Genomic DNA, 18,846 nt, shown 5'->3' with positions numbered 1-18,846 from the left:
AGGGTTAATTATGATGATTTGAGGGTTAATTATGATGATTTGAGGGTTAATTATGATGATTTGAGGGTTAATTATGATGATTTGAGGGTTAATTATGAGCGCCTTTTACAAAACGCTTCGCCTTTATTGGAACTCTCTCAAAACACCACTTTTAAAATCTATCGCAAAGCTTATCAAAAATCCTTACCTTTGTTGCACGCTGTAAGGAGATGGGTTAAAAAATAAGGCGCATTTTAAGACTGATTGAGGAATTGGAGCGCTATTTTAAAATGCGCTAACGCTTCTTTTTTGAGCGTGGGGTTTTTGAGCATGTCTTCTAAAGCATGGGTGCTTAAAAAATGTTTGGTTTTTAAAGACACGATGCGCCCAAAGGATTCTTCTTTAGAAAGGTTTAAAAGGCGTTTGGGCAAAACCTCGCCAAATACCACAATGACTTTTGAAGCGCTGTTGTCTAATTGCCAGATTAAATGGGGCAAGCATGCGTTGATTTCTTCTTCTAAATTGAGGCTGTTAGAGTCGCATTTAAGGAGCGATAAAATACTGCAATCTTTTAAGGGATAGTTAAAAACCTTTTGGATAATGCTCTCTAACATGAGCGCTTTTAAATTGTTTAAGAAATGTAATTGGCTATCCAGCATGGGGGTTAGCGTGATGAAAGCGAGCTTGGAAGTGGGGTTAAAAAGCCCTATCACCGGTTTTGAATGTTGGTGGCGTTTGCATAAATTACAATTTTCTATACCCTCATGAACTTGTTTGTTAAGGGGCTTATTTTGGGGCTTGGTAAGGCTGGTATTGGTGTAAGTTTCGCCCAAAAGACGCTCCATATAAAGGGAGCGTAAAGTTTGAAGGCGTGAGTGTTGCAAAGCGTTTAATCTTTATGCTTTTTGAAAGCGTGAGGGCTTAGCATGTTTTCTGGCTTGAAAATATCGTCCAGTTGCTCTTTGGTTAAGATTTTCTTTTCTAAAGCGATGTCATAGATAGAGCGATCGCTTTTTAAGGCTTCTTTAGCGATCATAGCGGATTTTTCATAGCCGATATGAGGGTTGAGCGCGGTAACAATGCCAATGCTGTTAAAGACATAATCATGGCAAATCTTTTCATTAGCCGTGATGCCTTCCACGCATTTAGTCGTCAAAGTTTCAATCGCGCGCCCTAAAATCACAAAGGAATGGAAAAGCTTATAAGCGATAACCGGCTCAAACACATTGAGTTGCAATTGCCCCCCTTCTGCGGCTAACGCCACGCTCAAATCATTCCCAATCACCGCAAAGCACACTTGATTGACCACTTCAGGGATCACCGGATTGACTTTACCGGGCATAATAGAACTGCCCGGCTGCATTTTAGGCAAATTGATTTCATTCAGCCCGGCCCTAGGGCCTGAGCTAAGTAACCTGAGATCGTTACAGACTTTAGAGAGTTTGACCGCAATACGCTTTAACACCCCACTCACTTGCACATACGCCCCCGTGCTTTGAGTGGCTTCTATCAAGTTATTAGCCATGACAAAGGGGCGGCCCGTTACTTCTTGGATTTTCTTTTCAATCAAACTGCGATAATCCGGGTGCGAATTGATCCCTGTGCCAATGGCCGTGCCGCCTAAATTAAGCTCTCTTACCCAATTCCTAGCGTCTAAAACCTGCTCAATATCCCTATCAACCATCAACGCATAAGTTTCAAACTCTTGCCCCAAAGTCATAGGTACAGCGTCTTGAAGTTGGGTGCGCCCCATTTTAATCACATGAGCGAATTCCTTAGCCTTTTGAGCGAAAGCGTCCCTTAAAGCCTTCATGGGAGCGACTAAATTACTCAAGCGTTCATAAATCGCGATTTTTAACGCACTAGGATAGGCGTCATTAGTGGATTGAGAGCGGTTGACATGGTCGTTTGGGTGGCAAAATTGATACTCGCCCTTTTGATGCCCCATGTATTCTAAAGCCAAATTAGCAATCACCTCATTCATGTTCATGTTCGTGCTTGTGCCAGCCCCCCCTTGAACCATATCCACAATGAATTGATCATGGTATTTGCCATCAACCAACAAATCGCACGCATGGCAAATCGCAATCTTAAGCTTTTCATCAATCAAGCCTAATTGCGCGTTAGCTAAAGCGGCCGCTTTTTTGACTTGAGCAAAAGATTTAATAAAAACAGGATAACTGCAAAGCTTGTCGTTGGTGATGAAAAAATTTTCACTCGCCCTTAAAGTTTGGATCCCATAATAAACCTCGTCGCTAATTTCCATTTGCCCAATGAAATCATGCTCAATACGCATAAAAGCTCCTTATGTAATAATTGAAAAATATTCTAGCTATTGTAACCAAATCTTGGATTATTTTTCTTTTAAACGCGCAACTTTTGCCCCTAAGGCGTTGATTTTATCCTCTAATCTCTCATAACCCCTATCCAAGTGGTAAATCCTATGCACCCTACTCACGCCCTTAGCCACTAAGGCGGCTAAAATGAGAGCCGAAGAAGCCCTTAAATCGGTCGCCATCACATCACTTCCGGTAAGCTCTGTGGATCCGTTAATGGTAGCCACATTTGTTTTTAGGCTGATATTAGCCCCCAATCGTTGCAATTCGCTTGCATGCATGAAGCGGTTTTCAAAAAGCGTTTCTTCAATGATACTAGTCCCCAAACACTGCGTGGCTAACGCCATGAATTGCGCTTGCATGTCTGTGGGAAAGCCCGGGTATTCTTTCGTGGTGATTTCAAAGGCTTGTCGTTGTTTGGCCGGGTAAATTTCTATAGAATTTTCTTGAATGTCTAGCGAAAAACCAATTTCTATGAGCTTGTCCGTGATCGCTTGAAGGTGGTTAGGGATGATATGATTGATTTTAAGCTGGCTGTTAGTGATAGCCCCCACGCACAAATAAGTGCCTGCTTCAATCCTATCGGGTATGATTTGAATGTCTTTTAAATTTAAAGCGTCGCTTTCTACCCCCCTAATCTTTAGCTCACTGCTACCAACGCCCTCAATTTCTACCCCCCCACTCTGCAAAAACGCGCACAATTGAGTGATTTCTGGCTCTTTAGCAGCGTTAATGATGCGCGTGATCCCTTTAGCTAAACTTGCTGCCATGAGGGCATTTTCTGTGCCTGTAACACTGATTTTATCAAATAAAATATCATTCCCTTTCAAGCCTTTAGGGGCTTTTGCATGGATATAGCCTTGCTCAATTTTGATTTCAGCCCCTAATTGTTGCATCGCTTTTAAGTGCAAATCCACAGGCCTAGCTCCTATAGCGCACCCACCGGGCAAACTCACTAAGCATTCTTTAAAGCGCGCTAATAGTGGGCCTAAAACCAAAATAGAAGCGCGCATTTTACGCACCAAATCGTAAGTGGCTTCGGTGTGGCTCAGGGATTTAGCGTCAATTTGGAGCGTGTGTGGATTAAGCCATTCTAAGCTTGCGCCTAAATTTTGCAACAATAACGCCATCGCCTTTATATCCACCACTTGGGGCAAGGATTTGATTTTGACTTCTTGGCGGCTTAAAAGCGTGGCGGCTAAAATGGGGAGCGCGGAGTTTTTCGCCCCTGAAATTTCTACCCCCCCTTTTAAAGGGACTTGTCCTACAATCTCTAAAAAATCCAATTCTATCCTTTTTCTTTTTTATTCTTAAGGGCTAAGCCGGTAGCGTTAGCGATTTTTTGTGCATGACTAGGGTTAGCGTTTTCTAATTCTTGCCCAAAATTAATAGCGTCTTCTAATTCAAAAAATTCTGAAGCGACTAAATTTTGGATCGTTTCTAGCCACAGAGTTTCTTTATCTTTAGGGCAAATTTTAAAACGCTCATTGAAGTTGTTTTTCAGTTTTTCTAAAGCTGGCACGCTTTGAAGGTTTTTGATTTGTTCGCTCAAATATTCTAAAGAAAGGCCTTTATTAGGAATATTTTGCTTTAAGGGGGGGCGAGTAAGCCTCCAAACAAGCCCCATTAATAACACAGGCAGCAAGCATACAAAGAGGATCAAATACATGTAAGCGTAATAAGTCAAATTGCCCATGTTGATAAGATTTATAAGCGTTTTTTATAATAGGCGTTACTCGCTTCAATATAGCCTTCCACGCTCCCGCAATCGTATCGCTTGCCTTTGAATTGGTAAGCGATGATGCGTTTTCTTTTGGCTTGAGTGCGTAAGGCGTCTGTGATTTGGATTTCATTGTTTTTACCCGGTTTGGTCTCGCTTAAAATATCAAAAATATCCGGAGTCAAAATGTAGCGCCCTATCACGGCTAGGTTGCTTGGGGCGTCTTCTTGATTTGGTTTTTCCACCATGTCTTTGATTTCATACACCCCCTCTTCTAACCATTCGCCCCTGATCACGCCGTATTTTGAAACTTCTTCTAGCGCCACTTCCTCAATGGCTACAATGGAGCATTGGTATTTTTGATACAATGAAGTCATTTGCTTTAACACGCTTGGGTGATCATGGCTTATGCACAAGTCATCGGCTAAAATCACCGCAAAAGACTCATTGCCTATGAGGGCTTCCCCGGTTAAAATCGCATGCCCTAAGCCTTTCATTTGCTTTTGGCGCACATAGGAAAAACAGCATTTTTCTATAATGTTACGAATGCTTTTTAAAGCGTTTTCTTTGTTGGTGCCTTGGATTTGATGCTCTATTTCATAGCTCGTGTCAAAATAATCTTCTAAACTGCGCTTGTTTCTGCCTGTAACAATCGCCATCACTTCACAGCCTGCTTCCATCGCTTCTTCTACAGCGTATTGGATTAAAGGCTTATCCACAATGGGCAACATTTCTTTAGGAATGGTTTTAGTGATCGGCAAAAAGCGCGTGCCGTAGCCAGCGGCAGGAAAAAGGCATTTTTTAATCATGGTTTGTCCTTTGAGTTAAGAGTTTGTTCTAAAAATGCATCAACAGGGATGAAATTCCCAAAAATTTCTTGATAAACCAAGTAATTGAGCATGACTCTAAAGCCATACAAACGGGTTTCGCTATAAGGCATAAGCTCCATGCTAAGCCATGGCTCAAAATGATTTTTTTCTTTAAATCGTTTGGAGCTTTCTAACCACCTCCTTAAAAACCCAGGTCCAGCATTATAAGCGTAGGCGACAAAAAGGGGGTGGTTGAATTCTTTTTTCAAATGGTTCAAGTAATAATTGCCAAGTTTGAGGGCGATATTGGGGTTAAACATGTCGTTTAGATCGACATTATCCATGCCAAGGCGTTTAGCGAAAGGCCCCACATTAAAGGGCATGATTTGCATAAGCCCCAGAGCGAACGAGCGCGAAATGACTGCCGGGAGCAAAAAGCTTTCTTGCCTAGCGATCGCATATGTCATAGCCTTTTCATCAGCATTTTGCCATTCAATAATGCCTTCATAAGGGGATAGATAATAATAAATCTTGTCTTTATTGCGTTGGCTTAAAAGATAGGTCAATTCAGGAGCGCTTTTTTCATAATACAAGCTTTTTAGCATCGCATTAAACGCGCTCTCATCTTTCAAACTCAAGGTTTTTTCCTTAAAAATTTGCCACGAAAAAGGGTCATAAGTGTTAAAAGGAGGGTCTTCTTGGCTTAAATTTTGAATGTGAGAAATGATGCGATAACTGGGCGTGGTTTGGAGCTTGCGGCTCGCATAAAGACTATAGAGGTTTAAGGCAGGGCTTTGTGAAAGGCGTTCCAAAGTTTTTTTCTTTTTAGAGACTAAATACTGCCAAAAAACCGCTCTGTCTTTTGAAAAATCATCGTCTTTAACCACCGCTTCTGATCGTTCAAAATACTTGAGCGCTTTAGAAGGTTTTTTACGCAAGATTTCATTAATCCCTAGGATAAAAAAGGTTTGCGCGTTGCTGTGGGTAGCGTTAGTTTTAGTGAGAGCGTCTTTAAAATGATCCAATTTAGGATCTAAAATAACCTGATAGATCAAGCGGTTAAACGCCGGGTAATCTTCATCCAAAAGGCGGTTTAACTCTTTAATAGGGATATGTTTTTCAAAAATTTGGAGCTTTTTTTCATAACTCAAATGGTTGAAAAGCGCGCTAAACACTTGCGCGTTAGCCTTAAATAAAGAAGCGCTCACATGCTTACTTTGCAAGATTTCTAATTCTTCATAAAGAACGGGGTAAGTCTCTTTGATTTTTTCTTGTAAGGGCTTGATGGTTTGGATGGGGATTTTATCAAAATCTTTGATTTTTGATTTTAAAGCGATAGCGATACAGCTTGCTTGGAAAGTGTCTGTTTCTTCTAGCATGCTTTCTAGGGTAATTTGCTTGCAATAAATATCTTCAGGCAATTTAACATCAGGGCTTTTTTCTGCATTGTCTGAGCCTTTTTCTTGCATGGCTTTTTGTAGGGCGTTGTTTTTATTTTGGGTCAATTCATAGGCTTTTTTAGCGTTTTCTAAAGTGGTTTTTTTATCGCTAATATAACGCCATAAATAATAATCCCTAACGATCCCGGCGGGCTTTTTTTCTAAATCCTTTAAATCCAACTCGGTTTGAGAAAAACCAACGCCAAGCATACCGATAAAAAATAAAATCAAAAAACGCATGATTTTCTTTAGAGACTTTTAGCGAGCATGAAAAGCCACTGAATGAGCGTGAGATCCAAGAATTTCAAAACAATAACCACCACTAAAGGAGTGAAATCCAACCCGTTAAACACCAGCTTGAATCTAGAGCGTAAAAAATAAAACACCGGCTCACACAAGCGAGCGAGGATTTGCATGATGGGGTTATTGGGGTTAGGCTGCACGAAGCTGATAAGCGAATAAATGATCACCACCCACATATAAATCGTAATGAGCGCACTTAAAATCACCGCTACCGCATTAATAAGAGTGGAAAAAATCATGCTTTGAGCCTTAAAACTTCTTGATGATGGCTTTGGATATAGGGGAAAATCAACGGCAATTCAACGCCATGCGAGTTCCCGGTCAAAAGAATGCGCAAAGGTTTGAAAAAATCCTTACCCTTAAGCTGGCTCAATCGCATGGCTTCTTTTTTAAAACTTTCAAAATCCTTATACGCTTGAAAATCCATGCTTTTTAGAGCGTTAAAAAGCGCTAAACAACGCTCTTTAAAATCTTCATTTTCATAAGTTTTAACAATATCCTTTGGCTCTAAAAACAACGAAATTTTTTCTTTCAATTCTAAAAGCGTGCCGCATTCTTCTATAAACAATCTTAAAAGCCCTAAGAGGTTTTTATCTTTTATTGAAGTGAGTTCTAATAATTTTTCATCGTCTAAAAGCTTTAAATGCTCGTGGTTTAAGTGTTTTAAATATTTTAAATTAAAATGAGCCGGGGAATTAGAAAGATTTTCTAAACTAAACCATTCTATCGCTTCATCAAGGCTAAAAACTTCCTTAGGCACTTTATTGCCGATAGTGATGAGGTAATTCGCAATCGCAACCGGTAAAAACCCTTGATTCAAAAGCCATTTCACGCTGGACGCTTCGTCTCTTTTACTCATCTTTTTACCGCTTACTTCATCTAAAATAATGGGCAAATGCGCATAAACAATCGGATCGTTTGAGCCTAAAGCCTGCTGGATTAAGATTTGTTTAGGGGTGTTACTCACATGATCTTCGCCTCTAATAATCAAACTGATTTCATAGAGCAAATCATCGCATGCGCAAGCGAAATTATAAGTCGGGCTTTTATCTTTCCTTAAAAGCACAAAAGAATCCAATTCATCAGGTTCAAATTTCACTTCTTTTTTAATCGCATCGTTGAAAGACACCGCATGATTTGGGGCTTTCAAACGCACCACAGGGGCATGGTGCTTGTCTTTTTCTAAAGTGGCCCACTCGTCTAAATACCTGAAAGGGCGTTTCTCGTTTTTGGCTTTTTCTTTTTCTCTTTCTAAAAACTCTGTGTTCGCATAACAATAAAACGCTTTATTTTCTTTCAGTAATTTTTCTGCCATTTCTCTGTGATACTCTATATTATGGCTTTGATACACGAGCTTGTCCCAACTTATCCCCATAAGCTTTAAAATCTCTAAAATCTCTTGGTCTTTGCCTTCAATGTTGCGCTCTTTGTCCGTGTCTTCAATGCGAATGAGAAAGGGTTTGTGTTGCTGTTTGGCCACAATGTAGTTAAAAATGGCTGCCCTTAAATTCCCTATGTGCATATCCCCTGTAGGCGAAGGCGCAAAACGAAGCATAAAAACCCTTTATTTAAAAATAGTTTTTGATTATACCCAAAGAATACTTAATTGTGTTGTGGTAGTTCTGTTTTATCAAACATGAATAGGCATTATTCAAGAGATTAGCGCTTGGCTAACGCCAAGCTTTTTATGGTTGGTTATCAAAAAGCTAAAAGCGTTTTTATTCAATCACTTCATAAATAACTTCTGTTTTCCAACGGGTTTTAGGGGTGATTTCTTGGTTGCGATAACCAAAACAAGCCATTACCGACACGCCAAATTCCGCCGTATTCAGATAGCCCTTTTCCTCTAAATAAGCCTCCACTTTTTCTTGATCATACCCTTCAATCGGGCAAGAATCAATCCCTAACATGGCCGCTGCCATCATCATGTTCGCCATTTGGATATAAGTCTGCTTGCTAGCCCAATCAAACAAAGATCGTTCGCTATTGAGTTTCATATCGTTCTCTTGGAAATTTTTGATGATTTGAGCGAACCTGGAATTGGTGTCATAATCCCTTTTTTTAACCTCATGCATCACTTTCTTAACGTAATCGCTGTCATAAGTAACGCCTTTTCGCGCAAGATAAATGACAAAATGGCTCGCTCCCTCTAAACCAAAAAGCGCCCCCCAGGCCATCGGTTTTAAATCTTCTTTCATGCGTTCATTTTTCAATAAAAGCATTTTCCATGGTTCAAGCCCGATTGAAGAAGGGGCTAATCTCCCCACTTCAACCAAAGCTTCCCAATCCTTTTGAGAAATACGACGATTAGGATCGTATTTTTTGCAGCAAATCGTTGGTGCTGTAAAGCAACCACTTGTTCTCTGTCCATTTTAATGATCTCCTTTTTCTAAATAATGATAAACGGCTGCCATATCCAATGCGCCTAAACCGGATTTTTCTGCTTGAGAATAAAGCTCTTCTGCTTTAGATAAGAATGGCAATTCAATCGCCTCTCCTGCTTCATTGTTAGCTAAACGAATGTCTTTGAGCATGAGCTTCAAACTGAAAGCGGCCGGATAGCTATCTTGTAGCCACATGCCTTTTTTAGCTTGAAAGAGAGGCGAATTCATGCCAGATTGGCCAATAATTTGTAAAAATAACTCTGCATCAACCCCTAAATGTTTGGCTAACAGCAAAGCTTCTGAATAAGCAACCCCCATTTGAGCCAAAAGGCTATTAATGGATAATTTAGCCCCTGTCCCTTGACCAATCTTACCCAAATAAAAGGTTTGACTCCCCAAATGCACCAAAACAGGTTTGAGTTGAGTAACCACCTCTTCTTCACCGGCTGCCAAAATCAATAACGCCCCGGTTTTGGCCGCGCCAACCGATCCTGAAACGGGCACTTCAAGGTAAGTTACTTGATGCTTTTGAGCGATTTTTTCTAAAGCCAAGCTTTCCAAAGGGGCGATAGTGCTCATATTCACCACGATTTTTTCAGACATCTGTTCCCAAAATTCTGGCACTAAAACAGCATCAATCGCCGCTTTATCCGAAAGCATGGTAAAAACCAGATCAACTTTAGCGGCCAAATCTATGGGGCTAGTATAAACCGCTACGCCTTTTTCCTTTAAAGGGGTTGCTTTGCTCTCTGTTCGGTTATAAACCGACACTTCTAACCCCGCATTGCGCAAACGAGTCGCCATAGGAGTCCCCATAGCCCCTAATCCAATCCATCCGATTTTCATTCAATCCTCACTTATTAGCGTGAATACGCCACTAAACCATCTAACCAAGCTTGATGGCCATTTAGCATCGCATTCCATGCGTGATAGACTTCAAGATACTCATCGCCTTTAGCTTCATTCCAACCTCTCCAAGCCAAACGCAGTATGGTGTCTTTCAATTCAAACTCTTCCACCTGTGCCTCCACTAAAAAGCCAAAAGTTTCAAAGCGGAAACGAGTCTTGTCTTTAAGAATGGTATTGTCTTGATTATGCATGTGGACATTCCCTGAATTTTTGTAATACTTTTCCCAACAAGACGCGTCTCTTAAATGCTGCACCACTTTATTAAAATCCAAACCTTTGACAATGACTTCATTGGACACAAAATTATCAGTCTCTCCTGGTATCCATTTTTCAGGCCATTGAATCGCATTCATCGTTATCATGTTTTCTCTGTTTTTAATTTTTTTGCCTTACTGGCGAAAGATTTATAGCATCATTAGGTAAATAATGATCTTTAACCCATTTTATCAGCCACTCTAAAGCATTATTTTTAGGATTTTCAATAACCAAATTTAAGCATGCGTTTAAAATTTCGCTGATTTTTTGGTGCTGGTAGCCCAAGCTTTGAAGCGCACCGCCCTTAAGGGCTAGGTGTTCTTTTTTAAAAGGCTCGTTAGAATCAAATATTTCTTTTAATAAGCCTTTGATTTTTAAAGCGTGTTTGGGGTTTTTGAGTGCATAAAAATCTAAAGCCAAATTAAAAGGCTCTAAATCGTAGTTTTTTAATAAAAATTTTAATTCTGTTTTGTTATGAATATTTAAAAAAGCTTTATGGCATTCTTTAGCTTTTGAAAATAAAATACAAGTTTTTTTAGGGTAGCGTAAATTTTCTAAACTTTTTTGATGCTTAAAAAACCCCAATAATCTTAATTCCAAATTCAAGGGTGCGTTTTTTAAAAACCCTAAATTTTCTATTTTTTCTTGAATAACCAACTCCAAAATTTCTTGATATTCTTTAGCCACTTCATAGGCGTTTTTCCCCATAAGAAGCTTATTCAATTCGCTTTGTAAGCGCTCTTTGGAGAGGTGTTTTAACAAATCCTTACACATAAAAACCGCTCTTTTGGTGCTTGGCGCTATCTTAAAGCCTAAAGTTGCGCTAAATCGCAGCGCTCTTAAAATCCTTAAAGCGTCTTCAAAAAATCTCAATCGCGCTTCCCCCACGCATTCAATCATCTGATTTTCAATCGCGCTTCGCCCTTTAAAAAGATCAATCAACCCTTTTGTAGGGCTATAAGCGATCGCATTCATGCTAAAATCGCGCCGCTTTAAATCGTCTGTTAAATGAGCGCTAAAAACCAATTCTTTAGGCTTTCGGTGTTTGATATGCCCTTTTTCAATTCTAAAAGTTGTGATTTCATAGCTTTGATCGTTTTTAAGAGCCGTGATCGTGCCATGTTTGATACCGGTTTCTAGAACCCTAAAATCGTGCTTTAAAAGAAGCTCTTTGCTTTCATTGACTAAAGCGTTTGAGGTTAAATCGTAATCTTTGGGGGTAATGCCCATCAAACAATCGCGCACGCACCCCCCTACCAAGTAAAGCTCATAAGGGGATTTTTCATAAATATCAAACAATTCTTTTAATTCTGTATTTAACTCAAACACGCTTTTTACTCTTAAAATTTCTTTGTGTTATTATATCTTTTTAGAATTTTTAAGGAATTTTGATGGGACAAGAAATTTGCGTGATCAGTTTTAGCGGCGGGCAAGACAGCACCACTTTAGCCGTATGGGCGAAAAAGCGTTTTAAAAAAGTCTGTTTAGTGGGGTTTGATTATGCGCAAAAACACTCTGTGGAATTAGAATGCGCTCAAAAAATCGCTTCTCTTTTGCAACTCCCTTATGAAATCATCCCATTAGGTTTTTTAGAAAATATCACCCGCTCTGCGCTTTTTAAAAACTCTAACGATTTAATGGGGCATTCGCATGCGCAAAATAAAGATTTACCCAACTCTTTTGTGCCTAATCGTAACGCTATTTTTATCACCCTTTTGCATTCTTACGCGCAAAAAATAGGGGCTAGTAACATCGCTTTAGGGGTTTCGCAAGCGGATTTTAGCGGCTATCCGGATTGTAAAGAAGATTTTATTAAAAGCATCGAGCATGCCCTAAATTTAGGCTCAAACACAGCGATTAAAATCGTAACGCCTTTAATGTTTTTGAATAAAGCCCAAGAATTTCAAATGGCTAAAGATTTGGGCGTCTTGGATTTAGTCATCAAAGAAACGCACACCTGCTATCAAGGAGAGCGAAAAATTTTGCATGCTTATGGCTATGGCTGCGATGAATGCCCGGCATGCCAATTGAGAAGAAAAGGCTATGAAGAGTTTCAAGCTAAGGCTTTGTTTCAATAAAGCGTTGGTAAAAATACTCAAAAGCATGTTTAAGACAAGCAATCAAAGAGCGATAAAAAGCATGTTTTAATTTTTAAAATTATATGTATAGTTAAGATAAACGCTCACCACTCTTTTATAATCCAATTTATCCCCATAATTATCGCTATAGTAATTGACTTTAAAAGCTGGCACTTTAACCCCTAATTCCACGCTAGAACCCCCAAGATAGTTTTCATCGCCATAGCGATCAATATCGTATTCATCACTACTAAAACGAACGCCAAATTTTCCTTGCAACTGAAAAATCGTGCGACTTTTGACTTGATTGAAAGGGGTGAGATTGTTACTTGCAAACCAAGTGCTAGCCCCTAGTTCCATGCCAATCACAAGTCCTGAAGATTTTCTGATTATGTGCCTTGATGCTCTTTTTAATGTGTTAGCGTCTAGCGTTCTGCCGGTCATATCTTTGTAAAATATAGAGAGCCCTTTTACCCTTCGTTCAACGTATTCTTGGGACGCTCGCTTATCGTTAGTCCAATTAATAAGTAAATCCGTATTGAAACCATAGGGTAAGAAAGCTATTAAACCGCTGCCAGGAACAGAACCAACACCACCAAGTTGGTAACCGAAAAAAAGAGAGTGCCTAAACCCTATAATCCTTTTTTTACCCAAAAAATATTTATACCCCAAGCTGAGTTCATTGAAAATACCGCCCGACCCGCCATTTCCTGCGAATCGGCTAGCGATTTTGTTTGAATCTTTCACTGCATTTAAGGCGTTTTGTGCATCTCTTATGGCTTTTGTGTTTTGTTCGGGGAATAATGAATTTTTTGCGTTATTGATCGCTTGATTTAAGGCGTTTTCTGCTGAAGCTTTTTCGCCGATGCTGCCTTGTCCTTTAATATAGCTTCCTTCTGCAAAATTCAAACCTAAATAAAACCCGTTCCTTTCAGCGTGGAGCCAGAACGAGAGAGAGAGAGTTAGTAAGAGAGCTTTTTTCATGGTTTTTCTTTGGTTTAAGATTTGATATTATGATTAGGTATTTTATCATAAAAATAAGATTTTAGTGATTGGGTTTTAATGAAAAACAAAATTAAAACGAAATAGCCACAAAACCACCGCTTAATGAATATTAAATTAAAAACATGTTAATCTTTAGTTATTTTAAAATTTAGGAAACCCCATGCATCAAAACAATTCCGCTCACCTCTCTAAAATCATTCTTTTTTTAAACACTGGCTTTTTAGCCTATCTGTTAAGTGCTTGTGGGGCGAATGTGCCTATAGAAGAAGTGTTGGTTAAAGATCCTAAAGAAACTAAAGCCCAAGAAGTCGCCAGAGAAGAAAGTGCCATCCAGCAAGAAAACGCCACTATTGATGCGCGCACCACGCCTTTAATCAATCGTTTCACTAATTATAACGCTTATGGTTCTCTAAACGGCTTTTACAATTCAGTGGATAATCTCAATTCGCCCATGCAAAACGGGATGTATGGAGGCTATTACATGCCTTATTATTACATGCCCTATGGTTTCATGCCTTATGGGTCAGGTCTTATGCCTTATGGGCCTTATGGGTATGGAGCGCCTGGATACTTCCCTTACGTTTTTTATTGATTGAGTGGCTTTAGCGAGCGTGGTGGTGTTGGCGTTTTCACATTAACGCCCTTATATTTTCTAATGGTTATTTCTAACATGCTAGGATGGTGTGATAGAAAAAGACTATAGGAGATCTTGTGCGTATAGTTAAAAATTTATTTCTTGTATCGTTTGTGGCTTATAGTAGCGCGTTCGCAATGGGTTTAGAAACCGAAACTAAAAGCCATAAAAAAAGCGATAAAAAGTTTTACAAACTCCATAAAAACCATGGGTTAGAAACCGAGGCCAAAAACGACAAAAAGCTTTATGATTTCACTAAAAGTAGCGCTTTAGAAGGCATAAATTTAGAAAAAAGCCCTACCCTTAAAAGCCATAAAAAAAGCGACAAAAAATTTTACAAACAACTCCCCAAAAATAGCATTTCAGAAGGCGTGAGCATGCCGGTTGTTAATTTCAATAAAGCTCTGTCTTTTGGGCCTTATTTTGAAAGGACTAAAAGCAAAAAAACCCAATACATGGATGGTGGGTTGATGATGCACATCCGCTTTTAAGCCCTTATTCATAATCCAAAAACGCATGCGTTTTAAGGGTTAAGGTTTTAGGGAAGTATTGCACAAACAAATCCAAAAACACTTTTTCGCCAAAAAAATCCCCAACGATCGTTACTTCTTGGACGCTAAAATTCTGTGCGTTATCCCAAATGAAATTCCCTAAAAACTCCGCTAAAGAATCCAAAATCCCCAAACTCAAAATTTCATTTTCCACGCCTGCGAGCCTGAAACTCATCGCACTGTGCATGACTTTTGAAAAGTTTAAAGCCATTTTAAAAGAATCGTCTTTAAGGATTTTATAATCAATCCTAGGGCCTTTAGGGCGTAAGCATTCTTTAGCCAAAGAAATAACGCTATGCGAATGAAAATCCTCGCTATAACCCAAAACAAACCCTAAAATTTGAAAAAAATCCAATAAATTCGCGCCCCCTAGATTGTATTGAGAAAGCCCTACAATGCGCGCGTAAAAATCAGGGAATTTAGCCGCGTAGTTTTGTAGCATTCTGGAGGCTTTTTCATCTTGTTTGAGGAGGTTAAATATTTGATTGAAATCAAATTTAACGCTTAAAAGCGTTTTTAAAGAACCATTAGCATGCAATAACAACCTTGTAGGGCGCTTGAAACTAAAATACAAAACGATAGAATTGGGGGTTGCACTTAAAAACTCTAATTCATCTTTAAAAGGAAGGGTAGAAAGATGGTTTTCTAACACGAAATTTTTAGCGGGTGTGATCAAGCGCTTAGGGGTTTTAAAAAGCGCTTCATAATGCAAAAGCGCTTCACAAGAACGGCTTTCATGCATAAAAACAAATTCTATCCCCTCATCTTGTAAAATATGGCACAATAAATTCAATATGGGGTCATAGGGTAGTTGGGCTATGATTTCATCGTTTTTAAAAGTGTCTTTAAACACGCTTTTTAATGGGGCTTTGATGGAGGGTTTTTCCAAACTAGCCAAATATTTAGCGTCTTCTAAAGGCAATTTAGTGCAACTCAAAACGCTAGAAAGATCGCTAAAAATAACGCTTGGAGAGGGATTTTTTAAAGAAAAAGATAACGCTCCCCTAGAAGTGAAAATAGGGATAAAATCCTGCGTTTTGAGCATGCCTTTTAATTGGGTTAAGCAATCTATAAGCTCTTTAGGGCTATAGATTATATCTCCTTTAAAAGCGGTGTTTTTAATCAAGCCCAGAGTATCGGCATACAAAGATGAATTTTTGTCTAAAAAATCTTGATGCTCTTTAGCGTTCATAAAAAGGGGCTTTGAAGGGCTTGCTGTTTGGAAAAGATTTTCATCTAAAGGCTCTGTGATTTCCTTTAAAGACAAAAAGCTAAAATCTAAAGAAAAGGGTAGAATTTCGCTGAGTTTTTGCGCGAATTCTAAGGTGGTTTCAGTGCTCGCTTGGAGGTAGAAAGAAGTCGTACTATCCTTATAAACGCTATAAAAACGCACTTGCAAATGGAACGCCATTTGCTCTAAAAGGGGCGTAAAAATCAGGCTTGTTTTTTCATTAACGCATTTAAAAAGAAAGACAAAAACCAATTCAAAAACCCTTATAAGAGAGTTCAGCGATACAATCTAGGGCGATATGATCGGTGCGTTGCATTTTAACCCCCCATGCGTTGAGTTGGGTTTCTATGGCTTTTAAGGCTGTTTCTAAAGCGTTTAACATTTCGCTTGAAAGCTTGAAAGTGGTCTCGCTCCCTATCACAAAAGGCACAAGCCCCACGATAAAAGTTTTAGGCAAATCCCCTAAAAACTCCGTGAGCCTTAAAGTGTGCAGCATTTCCACTTCATGCGCGCTCCCAGCCCATGTGATTTCTTTAGGGGCGTCCTTAAAATCAAAGGCATAAACTGAGCCAATTTCAACGCCTTTAGCGCTCACGCAATCCAAAATCAAAACCTTTTCATACGAAGTGATCAAAGGAATGAGTTGCTGAGCCATAGTCCCCCCATCCACAATATCCACGCTAGGGAAAAAAGAAAAATTCCTTTTGAGGTAGTGGGCTAGATGCACCCCAATCCCTTCATCGCCAAAAAGGATATTGCCAATGCCTAAAATTAGGATTTTTTGACTCATTCTTTGGTGTAACCATAGCCATTAATCATAGAATCCGCCCCCGAACTATCATACCTAATAGAATGGAAAAACACCATATAAACATGCACAGGGACAAACAAAATAAACCCCCAAGTCGCTAAGTGGTGGATAAAACGCACGTTCGCTAACCCCCCACAAAGCGCTTCAAACCACTTAAAAGCGCTTGCTAAAAACGCCCCAAGCCCCGCATGATAGACATTATAATACAGCACTATCCCGCTCAAACTCATCAATACAATTAAAGCAACCAAAGTGAAATAAGCCACGAGTTGGATAGGGTTATACAATCCTTTAGTATGGGGTTTGCCGCTGATAAGAAAATACGCTTTCATCTGATCGATCCAGGCTTTTGGGCTTAAAAGTTGGCCAAAACTCCTGCGTTCCATTAAGCTTTCTTTAGTGAAAAAAAGATAGGTTCTAAAGATTAATGCGCTAATGAGCAAAAACCCAAACATGACATGAAAAGAGCGCACATAAGCTTGTAAAAGATACACCCCTTTATAAAAGCTGGAATTAGGCTGCAAAAAAGGGTAAGCGATGTAAAACCCTGTAGCGATTAAAGCGAAAATACTCAAAGCCCTAACCCAATGGAAAAAGCGTACAAAACCGGAATATTCTTTGTGTAAAACGACCTTATTCATTTTATCCATGCGTAACCCTTTTTAGAATTTAGCGAAATTAGGCTCTACTTTAAACTCGTTCAAAGACTGCCCTTTAAAATCCATCACATGCACTGAGCATGCGATGCATGGGTCAAAAGAATGGATAGTCCTAATGATTTCTAAAGGCTGGGTTAAATCAGCGATTTTAGTGCCAATCAAGCTCATTTCATAAGCCCCCCTTTGATTTTTAGAATCTCTAGGCCCTGCATTCCAAGTAGATGGCACCACCGCTTGATAATTTTCCACCACGCCGTTTTTAATACGCACCCAATGGCTTAGCATGCCCCTTGGCACTTGACCAATGTAGCGCCCTTTATATTCTTGATTTTTATCAATGTGATAAGGAGCGCAAGTGCTTTGATCGCTTTTTAGATTTTCCACTAACGCATCAAACGCCAAAAGACCATTATCAGCGATCGTTTTAGCTTCAATACACCTTGCAGCTGTGCGCCCAAGCGTTGAAAACAACGCCTCTAAAGGCAGTTTCGTGTCTTTTAAAAACTTCGTAGCCACTTCAGTAACATAAGGGTTTTTCGCCGCTAAACCTACCACTACGGAACTTAAAGGCCCTACTTCCATGGGCTTACTATCGTATCTGGGCGATTTTATCCAAGAATATTTATTTTTAGTGTCAAGCACTTTAGCAGGGATTATTTTATTTTCAATCCCCACGCTCTCGCCGTCTTTTAAACCGGTATAATGCGGATTCGTTTGCCCGTCATAAGGGTGGAGTTGCACTTCTTTAGTGTCTTCGTATTGATACCAAGAATGCGTAACTTCTTCTTTAATCAAACTCTCATCAATGGGGTGTAATTTAGAAATATCCCCATCAAGCACCACTCCGCTACTCAAAAGGTATTTATCCTTCCCGAGCAACACTTCTTCATAAGCGATAAAATTCCTTAAGCCGCAACCTTTAATAACGGATTGCTCGTTAGCGAACATTTCGCCCGCCATCACCAAATCAGGGTAGTAGGCATGGTTGATGAAATGAGCCACCACTTCAAATTTGCTCTTCCATTCAGCCAATCTCGTCGGATCCAATATATCCATAACGCTCGTAACACCCCCCACCGTTAGGCTTTGTGGGTGAGGCTGTTTGGCCCCAAAAATAGCGGTCATTTTCGCCGCTTCCCTTTGGATTTCTAAAAGCTTGAGATAGTGGCTTAAGACGATTAAATTTTGCTCTGGGCTTAAACGATAGGTTTTATGCCCATAGTAGCCATTACTAAAAGGCCCCAAAGATCCGCTTTTAGCGAAATCATTCAAGCGTTTTTGAACCGCTTTTAATTCGCCGGCACCGGTATTAATGGGATAAGGGCTGTATTTGAAAGAAAGTTTTGAAGCTTGAATGGGATCGGCTTTTAAAGCGCTCATAATATCGCACCAATCAAGCCCATGCAAAGTATAAAAATGCACCACATGGTCATGAAAAAGCAGTGCCATGTTCATCAAAGATCGCACCAATTGCGCGTTTAATGGGGGAGTGATGCCTAGAGCGTTTTCTACCGCAGTAACACCGGCTTTATAATGCGAATAAGTGCATACCCCACAAATCCTTTGAGCGATAAAGCCTGCATCTCGTGGGTCTCTGCCCTTAATGATCGTTTCTAGCCCCCTAAAAAGCGTAGAAGAAGAAAACGCATCGGTGATCACATTATCATCATCTACGATCACCTCAATCCTTAAATGCCCCTCAATCCTCGTGATAGGATCGACTACGATTTTTTTTGACATGTT

At 39.7% G+C, this 18,846-nt stretch carries 19 protein-coding genes and 2 pseudogenes; 4 read left to right on the top strand and 17 right to left on the bottom strand.

What is annotated here, in order from left to right:
- Window positions 1–225 (top strand): annotated as a pseudogene (locus I6852_RS06785) (glycosyltransferase family 10 domain-containing protein); the annotation flags it as partial.
- 8 nt (window positions 226–233) lie between these two features.
- Here I6852_RS06785 and I6852_RS06780 read toward each other — a convergent pair.
- The 12 genes and pseudogenes from I6852_RS06780 to I6852_RS06725 form a co-directional block, all read right to left on the bottom strand.
- Window positions 234–824, bottom strand: coding sequence for a uracil-DNA glycosylase family protein (locus tag I6852_RS06780; protein ID WP_197291951.1), 591 nt, complete (start codon window positions 822–824; stop codon window positions 234–236).
- Between the two features lie 44 nt (window positions 825–868).
- The gene (aspA, locus tag I6852_RS06775) at window positions 869–2,275 is read right to left on the bottom strand and encodes an aspartate ammonia-lyase (protein ID WP_042637067.1); all 1,407 of its coding nucleotides are present in this window, start codon (window positions 2,273–2,275) and stop codon (window positions 869–871) included.
- Between the two features lie 57 nt (window positions 2,276–2,332).
- Window positions 2,333–3,601: a UDP-N-acetylglucosamine 1-carboxyvinyltransferase gene (murA, locus tag I6852_RS06770; protein WP_197291950.1), complete on the bottom strand. Its 1,269-nt coding sequence runs from the start codon at window positions 3,599–3,601 to the stop codon at window positions 2,333–2,335.
- Window positions 3,602–3,603: 2 nt separating this feature from the next.
- Complete coding sequence (locus tag I6852_RS06765) at window positions 3,604–4,011, bottom strand: hypothetical protein (RefSeq protein WP_197291949.1); 408 nt, start codon at window positions 4,009–4,011, stop codon at window positions 3,604–3,606.
- Between the two features lie 11 nt (window positions 4,012–4,022).
- Window positions 4,023–4,844, bottom strand: coding sequence for a UTP--glucose-1-phosphate uridylyltransferase GalU (galU, locus tag I6852_RS06760; protein WP_197291948.1), 822 nt, complete (start codon window positions 4,842–4,844; stop codon window positions 4,023–4,025).
- Window positions 4,841–6,523: a lytic transglycosylase domain-containing protein gene (locus I6852_RS06755; RefSeq protein ID WP_197291947.1), complete on the bottom strand. Its 1,683-nt coding sequence runs from the start codon at window positions 6,521–6,523 to the stop codon at window positions 4,841–4,843. The genes galU and I6852_RS06755 overlap by 4 nt, the downstream gene beginning before the upstream one ends.
- Window positions 6,524–6,531: 8 nt before the next feature.
- A complete protein-coding gene (locus I6852_RS06750; RefSeq protein ID WP_197291946.1) occupies window positions 6,532–6,825 on the bottom strand; it encodes a YggT family protein in 294 nt (97 codons plus the stop codon).
- On the bottom strand, window positions 6,822–8,141 hold the full coding sequence (gltX, locus tag I6852_RS06745) for a glutamate--tRNA ligase (protein WP_197291945.1): 1,320 nt from the start codon (window positions 8,139–8,141) through the stop codon (window positions 6,822–6,824). The genes I6852_RS06750 and gltX overlap by 4 nt, the downstream gene beginning before the upstream one ends.
- A 163-nt stretch (window positions 8,142–8,304) precedes the next feature.
- Window positions 8,305–8,957, bottom strand: a pseudogene (gene frxA / locus I6852_RS06740) (NAD(P)H-dependent flavin oxidoreductase FrxA).
- A 1-nt stretch (window position 8,958) separates the two neighbouring features.
- Window positions 8,959–9,816 carry an NAD(P)-dependent oxidoreductase gene (locus tag I6852_RS06735; protein WP_197291944.1) on the bottom strand — a complete coding sequence of 286 codons (858 nt, stop codon included), beginning with the start codon at window positions 9,814–9,816 and terminating at the stop codon, window positions 8,959–8,961.
- A 14-nt stretch (window positions 9,817–9,830) separates the two neighbouring features.
- Window positions 9,831–10,241, bottom strand: coding sequence for an SRPBCC family protein (locus I6852_RS06730; protein WP_187855120.1), 411 nt, complete (start codon window positions 10,239–10,241; stop codon window positions 9,831–9,833).
- 13 nt (window positions 10,242–10,254) lie between these two features.
- The gene (locus I6852_RS06725; protein ID WP_197291943.1) at window positions 10,255–11,463 is read right to left on the bottom strand and encodes a CCA tRNA nucleotidyltransferase; all 1,209 of its coding nucleotides are present in this window, start codon (window positions 11,461–11,463) and stop codon (window positions 10,255–10,257) included.
- Between the two features lie 62 nt (window positions 11,464–11,525).
- Here I6852_RS06725 and queC point away from each other — a divergent pair, with 62 nt between their 5' ends.
- Window positions 11,526–12,212, top strand: a complete 687-nt coding sequence (gene queC, locus I6852_RS06720) for a 7-cyano-7-deazaguanine synthase QueC (protein ID WP_197291942.1) — start codon at window positions 11,526–11,528, stop codon at window positions 12,210–12,212.
- Between the two features lie 66 nt (window positions 12,213–12,278).
- Here the strand turns inward: queC and oipA are convergent, their stop codons facing one another.
- Window positions 12,279–13,196: an outer inflammatory protein OipA gene (gene oipA / locus I6852_RS06715; RefSeq protein ID WP_127994219.1), complete on the bottom strand. Its 918-nt coding sequence runs from the start codon at window positions 13,194–13,196 to the stop codon at window positions 12,279–12,281.
- A gap of 181 nt (window positions 13,197–13,377) precedes the next feature.
- On the opposite strand from oipA, the gene I6852_RS06710 reads away from it, so the two are divergent.
- Together I6852_RS06710 and I6852_RS06705 are read left to right on the top strand one after the other, a co-directional pair.
- Window positions 13,378–13,809 carry a hypothetical protein gene (locus tag I6852_RS06710; protein ID WP_121286732.1) on the top strand — a complete coding sequence of 144 codons (432 nt, stop codon included), beginning with the start codon at window positions 13,378–13,380 and terminating at the stop codon, window positions 13,807–13,809.
- A 119-nt stretch (window positions 13,810–13,928) separates the two neighbouring features.
- Window positions 13,929–14,342 carry a hypothetical protein gene (locus tag I6852_RS06705; RefSeq protein WP_079354701.1) on the top strand — a complete coding sequence of 138 codons (414 nt, stop codon included), beginning with the start codon at window positions 13,929–13,931 and terminating at the stop codon, window positions 14,340–14,342.
- Between the two features lie 4 nt (window positions 14,343–14,346).
- Here I6852_RS06705 and hydE read toward each other — a convergent pair whose 3' ends face one another.
- From hydE to I6852_RS06685, 4 genes are read right to left on the bottom strand one after another with little or no spacing between them, the layout of a single operon-like run.
- Window positions 14,347–15,885 (bottom strand): hydrogenase biosynthesis protein HydE, encoded by a 1,539-nt coding sequence (gene hydE / locus I6852_RS06700; protein ID WP_197291941.1) that lies wholly within the window; start codon window positions 15,883–15,885, stop codon window positions 14,347–14,349.
- Between the two features lies 1 nt (window position 15,886).
- Window positions 15,887–16,423, bottom strand: a complete 537-nt coding sequence (gene hydD, locus I6852_RS06695) for a hydrogenase biosynthesis protein HydD (protein WP_000078656.1) — start codon at window positions 16,421–16,423, stop codon at window positions 15,887–15,889.
- On the bottom strand, window positions 16,420–17,094 hold the full coding sequence (gene cybH / locus I6852_RS06690) for a Ni/Fe-hydrogenase, b-type cytochrome subunit (protein WP_127923192.1): 675 nt from the start codon (window positions 17,092–17,094) through the stop codon (window positions 16,420–16,422). Before cybH ends, hydD begins: the two co-directional genes overlap by 4 nt.
- A 12-nt stretch (window positions 17,095–17,106) precedes the next feature.
- The gene (locus tag I6852_RS06685; protein ID WP_197291940.1) at window positions 17,107–18,843 is read right to left on the bottom strand and encodes a nickel-dependent hydrogenase large subunit; all 1,737 of its coding nucleotides are present in this window, start codon (window positions 18,841–18,843) and stop codon (window positions 17,107–17,109) included.
- Window positions 18,844–18,846: the final 3 nt, after the last annotated feature.

It is taken from the genome of Helicobacter pylori (genome assembly GCF_015904775.1).
GTDB classification, from domain to species: domain Bacteria; phylum Campylobacterota; class Campylobacteria; order Campylobacterales; family Helicobacteraceae; genus Helicobacter; species Helicobacter pylori_DM.
This window is presented reverse-complemented; position numbering and strand designations above follow the sequence as displayed.

Coding starts and splice junctions, on each gene's coding strand:
- I6852_RS06780 (WP_197291951.1), bottom strand. CDS start 824: ATGGAGCGTCTTTTGGGCGAAACTTACACCAATACCAGCCTTACCAAG.
- aspA (WP_042637067.1), bottom strand. CDS start 2,275: ATGCGTATTGAGCATGATTTCATTGGGCAAATGGAAATTAGCGACGAG.
- I6852_RS06765 (WP_197291949.1), bottom strand. CDS start 4,011: ATGGGCAATTTGACTTATTACGCTTACATGTATTTGATCCTCTTTGTA.
- galU (WP_197291948.1), bottom strand. CDS start 4,844: ATGATTAAAAAATGCCTTTTTCCTGCCGCTGGCTACGGCACGCGCTTT.
- I6852_RS06755 (WP_197291947.1), bottom strand. CDS start 6,523: ATGCGTTTTTTGATTTTATTTTTTATCGGTATGCTTGGCGTTGGTTTT.
- I6852_RS06750 (WP_197291946.1), bottom strand. CDS start 6,825: ATGATTTTTTCCACTCTTATTAATGCGGTAGCGGTGATTTTAAGTGCG.
- gltX (WP_197291945.1), bottom strand. CDS start 8,141: ATGCTTCGTTTTGCGCCTTCGCCTACAGGGGATATGCACATAGGGAAT.
- I6852_RS06735 (WP_197291944.1), bottom strand. CDS start 9,816: ATGAAAATCGGATGGATTGGATTAGGGGCTATGGGGACTCCTATGGCG.
- I6852_RS06730 (WP_187855120.1), bottom strand. CDS start 10,241: ATGATAACGATGAATGCGATTCAATGGCCTGAAAAATGGATACCAGGA.
- queC (WP_197291942.1), top strand. CDS start 11,526: ATGGGACAAGAAATTTGCGTGATCAGTTTTAGCGGCGGGCAAGACAGC.
- oipA (WP_127994219.1), bottom strand. CDS start 13,196: ATGAAAAAAGCTCTCTTACTAACTCTCTCTCTCTCGTTCTGGCTCCAC.
- I6852_RS06710 (WP_121286732.1), top strand. CDS start 13,378: ATGCATCAAAACAATTCCGCTCACCTCTCTAAAATCATTCTTTTTTTA.
- hydD (WP_000078656.1), bottom strand. CDS start 16,423: ATGAGTCAAAAAATCCTAATTTTAGGCATTGGCAATATCCTTTTTGGC.
- cybH (WP_127923192.1), bottom strand. CDS start 17,094: ATGGATAAAATGAATAAGGTCGTTTTACACAAAGAATATTCCGGTTTT.
- I6852_RS06685 (WP_197291940.1), bottom strand. CDS start 18,843: ATGTCAAAAAAAATCGTAGTCGATCCTATCACGAGGATTGAGGGGCAT.